This is a genomic window from Ferruginibacter sp. (genome assembly GCF_031430955.1).
Classification (GTDB): domain Bacteria; phylum Bacteroidota; class Bacteroidia; order Chitinophagales; family Chitinophagaceae; genus Ferruginibacter.
The window spans coordinates 1-6,844 of the sequence record NZ_JANPCM010000306.1 but is presented as its reverse complement, the minus strand read 5'-3'; the positions used below and the strand labels follow the sequence as shown (position 1 = coordinate 6,844).

Annotated in this window: 7 protein-coding genes; 2 read left to right on the top strand and 5 right to left on the bottom strand. The window is 35.6% G+C overall.

Translation table 11 applies throughout. From position 1 onward, the window contains the following. The 3 genes from ACY65O_RS08630 to lysS all read right to left on the bottom strand — a co-directional run. Nucleotides 1-193, bottom strand: a 193-nt coding sequence (locus tag ACY65O_RS08630) for a hypothetical protein (protein WP_462220451.1), incomplete at its 3' end; no start/stop codon positions are given. 110 nt (nt 194-303) lie between these two features. After that, nucleotides 304-1,953 carry a hypothetical protein gene (locus ACY65O_RS08625; protein ID WP_462220450.1) on the bottom strand — a complete coding sequence of 550 codons (1,650 nt, stop codon included), beginning with the start codon at nt 1,951-1,953 and terminating at the stop codon, nt 304-306. A gap of 128 nt (nt 1,954-2,081) precedes the next feature. Beyond that, the gene (gene lysS / locus ACY65O_RS08620) at nt 2,082-3,602 is read right to left on the bottom strand and encodes a lysine--tRNA ligase (RefSeq protein ID WP_462220449.1); all 1,521 of its coding nucleotides are present in this window, start codon (nt 3,600-3,602) and stop codon (nt 2,082-2,084) included. Nucleotides 3,603-3,716: 114 nt separating this feature from the next. Here lysS and ACY65O_RS08615 point away from each other — a divergent pair, with 114 nt between their 5' ends. After that, complete coding sequence (locus ACY65O_RS08615; protein ID WP_462220448.1) at nt 3,717-4,421, top strand: DUF4197 domain-containing protein; 705 nt, start codon at nt 3,717-3,719, stop codon at nt 4,419-4,421. Nucleotides 4,422-4,464: 43 nt separating this feature from the next. Further along, complete coding sequence (locus tag ACY65O_RS08610; protein WP_462220447.1) at nt 4,465-4,773, top strand: hypothetical protein; 309 nt, start codon at nt 4,465-4,467, stop codon at nt 4,771-4,773. A gap of 10 nt (nt 4,774-4,783) precedes the next feature. Here the strand turns inward: ACY65O_RS08610 and ACY65O_RS08605 are convergent, their stop codons facing one another. Together ACY65O_RS08605 and ACY65O_RS08600 are read right to left on the bottom strand one after the other, a co-directional pair. After that, nucleotides 4,784-5,827: a patatin-like phospholipase family protein gene (locus ACY65O_RS08605; protein ID WP_462220446.1), complete on the bottom strand. Its 1,044-nt coding sequence runs from the start codon at nt 5,825-5,827 to the stop codon at nt 4,784-4,786. Between the two features lie 65 nt (nt 5,828-5,892). Continuing rightward, nucleotides 5,893-6,844, bottom strand: a 952-nt coding sequence (locus ACY65O_RS08600; protein ID WP_462220445.1) for a monooxygenase, incomplete at its 5' end; no start/stop codon positions are given.

The following is a 6,844-nucleotide window of genomic DNA, read 5'->3' as shown; positions in this document are numbered from 1 at the left end:
TTTTGCCGTCTTTGCGAATTATAACATGGCTTTCATCTACCCATGCGCCGGCTTGCGGTAATGCCTGTGTAATTCCTTTAAAATTGCCTTTAAAAAATTGTTCATCGGTTAGCTCTTTTTTTTGAGCCGTTGCAGCAAAAGTTGATATTGTAATTGCCAAAAGTGCAATACATTTTTTTACGATATAGATCATATTCAATACATTTTAAATTGAATTGACAAGATAGTTTTTTTGAAAGAAATGAGAAAGGGAAAATGATGGGTGGGTTATTTGGAGCAGCATCACCTAAAGTCCCTAAATGACTATTTTACAAAAATTGCTTGTCCATAACTTTCGTGAGTGGTATTTAGAATTAACGGTAATCCATTTTTCCAAACTCTTGCAAGCTTATTGGTGCTTGTCGTGGGTATTGCAACATTTTCCACCCCCGTAACATATACATCATTACCTAAAATAAAAAAATCGTAAGCATAAACTAAATTCGTTGTTGTAATATTATTTGCAACACCATTCTTCCAATACTTTGGCCTATATGGAGAACCAACTCCATTACTTTCATATCCCAGGATATAAACATCTGAGCCGGAAATACTCATTCTAGTAGCATAAGCATAAGTTGACGGATTGGTAATATCCGTAGGAACTCCATTTTTCCACAAAACAATTTTATATTGAAATGTAATATTATCAATTCCTGACCCCACTACATATACATCATTACCTTGTACAAATACAGCATTTGCTCTAAAGTTTTGCCCTGCGCTTATTAAGTTGGTGGTAACTCCATTTTTCCAAAGCCTGGGCCCCATCAGATCCTCATATCCACATACATACACATCTGAACCTACCGCAAAAACATCTGTAACCCCACCATTCGTTAATCCTGAAGTAAGATTAGTAGCAACGCCGTTTTTCCAAAGGATTGCAGTGGATTGAGTACTATTTGTCGGGTTCTCTTCTTTTCCTGCAACATATACATCTGTTCCAACAACATACACCCCATAAGCCCAGGCATCCTTAGCCCCATTAGTTAAGGAAATAGCCACGCCGTTTTTCCAAAGCATAGCTACTTTTTTAGAACTGCTTTGATAATAACCTACGACATAAGTATCATTATTGTTGGACACGAACATATCATAAATATCCGCCTCTGCTGATGGAAAAGGAGTAAGATCAATTGATACTCCATTTTTCCAAAGTTTATAGTAGCCAGCACCAAATATATAGGTGCCAGCTACGTAAACGTTCGGGCCAGTTACAGTAACCACTGCCTTAACCGCATATAGCTGAAAAGTATTATCCTGTGCTGTAACCCTGTACACCAGTGGATCACCGAAATTATTTTTTGTAACACCACTAATTTGGGGTGCGTTGCCAATATTTATTCTAACAGTAGTAGTGGTATTTGGTGACGCTGAAAAATTTGCTTTCAGATCGATTAAAGAGATATTCTCAGGAAAAACAAGGTTGATCGTCTTATTTATTTGATCTATTGTTCCAATAATATCGGAAGGTAATGAAGGGTTATTTGCAACAGTAAGACTAAAGGCCGTAATATCTTTTGGTAAAACAACAACCGGCGATGTTACTATAACCTTATAATCCTGGCTTGTATTATCGGAGCCACTTACGTTGTAAGTAACTGCATTGGTGAAATTATTAATGGTAACGCCGCTAATTTGAGCGACACCAGCAACCGTTATTGAAGTGTTTGCAGAGGCTGTAAAACTGGCTTTTAAACTGATTACTGAAATGCCGGCTGGCAATACAACGTTTATAACCTTAATATTTTGGTCAATTGTTGCTGTAACATCTGCACTTAAAACTGGATTACTTGCTGCAGTAAAACTAAAACTGGTAATGTTTTTGTCAGCAACTGGCGGAGTTTCGTCTTTTTTTTTGCAACTATAAATTAGTAAAGTATAACTCAGTATAATAAAAATGTATTTCATAAAGTAAATTAAAAAGTAGGAGAAAAAATTGTTTAATAAATATAATAAATAAAATAGCACCTGCAATATTTAGCCGGATTAAATAATTATTATACATTGTTTAACCTGATAGCTGCTATAAAATTTCATTAAACATTCTCCGGCCGCATCATCGGAAAGAACAACACATCCTGAATACTATGCTGATTGGTTAACAGCATTGCAATCCTGTCGATGCCAAAACCAATACCACTTGTTGGCGGCATACCATATTCTAAGGCACGTAAAAAATCATGGTCAATAAACATCGCTTCATCATCGCCACGTTCCATTAGTTTTACCTGCTCTTCAAAACGTTCCCGTTGTTCAATCGGGTCATTCAATTCGCTGTAAGCATTCGCAATTTCTTTACCATTACACATCAATTCAAATCGCTCCACAAGGCCGGGTTTACTGCGGTGCTTTTTTGTAAGCGGACTCATCTCTACCGGATAATCAGTAATAAAAGTGGGCTGTATATAATTGCCTTCGCATTTGCCGCCAAAAATTTCATCAATCAATTTCCCCTTGCCCCATTTTTCATCAGCATGTATTTTTAATTCACTGCAAACATTTCTTATGCCTGCTTCATTCATTTCACTAATATCAAAACCCGTATGTTCTTTAATAGCATCGTACATGGTAATACGTTTGTATGGCGCTTTAAAATCAATTTCTTTTTCTCCCACCAAAACTTTTGTGGTGCCATTGGTTGCAATGGCCGCTTTCTCCAGCATTTGTTCCGTAGTATCCATCATCCACTCATAATCTTTATAAGCCACATAAAATTCGAGTACAGTAAATTCAGGATTATGGGTACGGTCCATACCTTCGTTTCTAAAATTTCTGCTGAATTCATACACCCATTCAAAGCCACCCACTATCAATCTTTTTAAATATAATTCGTTGGCAATACGCATGTACATGGGTACATCCAAAGCATTGTGATGTGTAGTAAACGGCCTTGCTGCTGCACCACCAGGAATACTTTGTAAAACTGGTGTATCAACTTCCAATGCACCACGTTCATTTAAAAATTCACGAATGGCATTTACCATTTTAGTTCGCTTAATAAAAGTTTCTTTTACTGCAGGATTAACAATTAAATCTGCATACCGCTGGCGGTACCTGAATTCAGGATCAGTAACTTCATCAAAAGCTTCGCCATCTTTTTCTTTAACAATGGGCAATGGCCGTAATGATTTTGTAAGAATAGAAAATTCTTTTACATGCACAGAGGTTTCACCGGTTTTTGTAGTAAATACATAACCTTTAATACCAATGATATCACCAATATCAATTAATTTTTTCCAAACAGTTTGATACAAAGTTTTATCATCGCCGGGGCAAATATCATCCTGCTTAATATAAAATTGAATTTTACCCACAGCATCCTGCAGTACAGCAAAATTTGCTTTACCCATATCACGTACACTCATTATTCTTCCTGCAATGCATACATCTGCAAAATCAGCCTTGTTTTCTTCTCCTTTATAATTTTCTTTTATATAACCAGATGTTACGTTTACGGGGTACAACGCTGCCGGGTAAGCATTTATACCTAATTTGTTAAGTTCTGTTAATTTTTCTCTGCGGATAATTTCCTGCTCTGATAAATGTTGTGTACTCATAATGGCGGCAAAGATACTTTATGCAACCCAATCATCAATATTTGCTGTCTGTAACATTATACAACTAATCTTGGCAGGATACTTGTTTATATTTAAATAACAAATGTATAAAAAATGAAAAAATTATTACTTGCATTAATGAGTGTTATAGTATTAGTCAGTTGCGATGTTTTAAACAAGTTACCCCAAACAACAGGCATCGGCGGCATTACAGAAGCCGAAGCCGGGCAGGGAATTAAACAGGCGTTAAGCCAGGGATTAGCCGGTGCAGTATTACAATTAAATAAACAGGATGGATTTTTTAAAGACGCCTTCTACAAAATTTTATTACCACCCGATGCTAAAAAAGTTGAAAATACTTTACGTGATTTGGGTTTTAATAATTTAGTAGATAAAGCTATTTTACAAATTAACCGTGGTGCCGAAGATGCAGCAGGTTATGCCAAACCAATTTTTGCAGATGCTATAAGAAATATGACTTTGCAGGATGCTATTGGTTTAGTAAGAAATGGTGATACCAGTGCCACACATTTTTTCAGAGAGAAAACTATGGATAAATTAATAGCCGCATTTTTACCGGTTATAAAAGCATCTTTAGATAAAGTGGAAGCAACAAAATATTATGGAGATGCTATTAATAAATACAATAATTTCCCTACCACATTCAGAAAAATAAATCCTGACCTTGCCAGTTTTGTTACTGCTAAAGCCACTGATGCATTGTTTGATTTAGTGGCAAAGGAAGAAAAAAATATACGCACTAATATTGCTGCAAGAACTACGGATATTTTGCGGAAGGTGTTTGGGCAAAAATGGTAAAGCAACGGTTTTGATATTTATATTGTCATCTTAAAAAACAGTCATGAAAAAGATACATTTAATTTTATTTTTTTTCACCCTTATATTAATTAGCTGCTCTAAAAGTAATAATGACTTTACTTATTCGGGTACTTTAACAGGCCCCGATTTAAAAATGGGTCCCTGCGCAGGGGGTGTATATCTGCAAACCGGCTCTAAACTTTATCATGTAGAAGAATTGCCGGGCATGAGTTCTCAAAGTTTCTATAATTTAAACTTTCCTGTTACTATTTACTTTAATGGTTCTTTAGCTAATAAATGTGCAGGATTGGCGGATGACGGATACTTCTCCGTTTCGGCGTATAAATTTTAATAGAGTAAAATTAATCTTTTTTAGAAAAAAAATAATTGGCGGCATTAATTCCGTTTTCATAGAGCAGCAGTTTATCCTGCTGCTTTGTTTTTTTTACCCGGCTGCTTATATTGCCCTGGCTTACATAAATAGTTCTGCCTTTTTCATTTTCAAGCCCCGGATATTTTCTGCTGAGGGTTTCCATCATAAGGTTACTAAAGGCAGCAATATAATCAGACAGTTTATTAATAGTATAAGCAGGAATTTTTATGCTGTTGTTATTTAAAGAATCTATCTGTTGCGGCCGCTCTAATTTTATGCCGATAGTTTGTGGGTTAAATTTTACTTTACTGCTCAAAAGCGGATTAAGATTATTTTCTTCGCAACTGTCGAACATACTTATTGGATAATTGCAAAGCATACCGCCATCTACATAATAATTAATAAAAGAAACACTGTCTGACTTTTTTATTTTTTGCAGATTATTATCTAATGCAACAGGTTCAAAATATAAAGGCACACCACCACTGATTCGTACTGCAAGTGCAATGGACATTTGTGGTGTGTGGGTGTAAGAAAAAATTTCTAATTGCTGTTTGCTCAGGTTGGTGCCGGTGCAGTAAAAATCTTTATACAATTTATTATTTAAATGCAGCTGGTGCAGTTGAGTAAAAGTTAACAAGGGATTACCCGTTTTAAATGCTATCAGTTGCTGCAGCCATTTTTCAAATGTGCTGCCTTTATAAATACCAAAATCATTTTTAAATCTTTTATATTTTCCCACCAGCCCTCCTTTGCCATCGTTAAATTTTTGTATGGGTAATTCAATCATAAGGCTGTCAATTTCATTAGCTGTATAACCAATACTTATCAGCATGCCTGCAATAGAACCTGCAGATGAGCCACCCACTTTTTCTATCTGTTGTAAAATGCCTTTTTCTTCCAGCACACTAAATACGCCGGCATAGGCAAGGCCACGTACGCCACCGCCTTCCAGCACCAGGTTTTTATAATCATATTTTTTTTGAGATAAACAAAAAGAGGGAATAAGCAGTATAAAAAATAATTTTTTCATAGAGCGAAAATAAAAAATAGCAAGGATACAAAAAGTTAAATGCTGCTTAATTTGTAAAATCAAAATTAATAATAATAACCAAAAATTATATTCATCTCATCTTCGCTGGTTAAACCAAAACTCACCGTTTTGTTAGAAGTATTGTTGTAAGTAACCACGCTGGTTAAACCTTCGCCGGCATTTAATTGTATGGGTGCAGTAAGATTTAGTGCCAGCGGATGTTGCCAGTCGGTATTTTCATAAACTGTTTCTCCGTTTCTTGGGCCACCTAAAATTTTAATTACAAATTTTTCTCCCATTTTATGAAAATGCGAAGTGAGCATTATAACAGTTACTGCATTGGCAAAAGTAAAATTGGTGGTGATGGTTTTACGCTGGTTTGCAGGAATAGAAAAATTAAGGTTAGCAAAGTTTATGCTTTTGGCTTCTTTAACAACTGCTGCCTGGGGTACTGTGTAAAGATTAATAAAATTTTCGCCCGTTAAGCCGGAAGTTTGTTTATTAAAATAATGTGCATTTAAATCTAAAGAAGTATTTGCCGGAATTTTTAAAGCCACTCCTGTTGGGAAAGTGTAAGTAGCATTTACATCGGTACCACCACCTAAAAAAATATGGTTTTGCATGTGTATAAAGGTGTTGGCATTTATAGTACCATCTGAATTATACAAATCCCGTAAAGCATTTACAGCAGGTAAACTTGTGGTGTTTTGAAAACCATATAAAACAAAATGATGGCTGTTCGGCCTTCCACGTAATACAAACTTATTTACATAAACGGCAGAAGTATTAGTCGTGTTCCTTCTTACAAAAACTTCTCTTTCTGTATTGGAGTTTACGGTAAAAGAATCTATTTTAAGTTGAAAGCCATCGGCAGCAGCAGGCGGATCTAAAGGAATAAAAGGTTGAGAGCAAACAGTTGTATTATCCAGCAAACTTTCATCAACAACACTGCCTGTTTTTACGGCACCTTTTATTATCCATTGTTTAATAAATTCAATTTGGCCTAAACTTAACCAG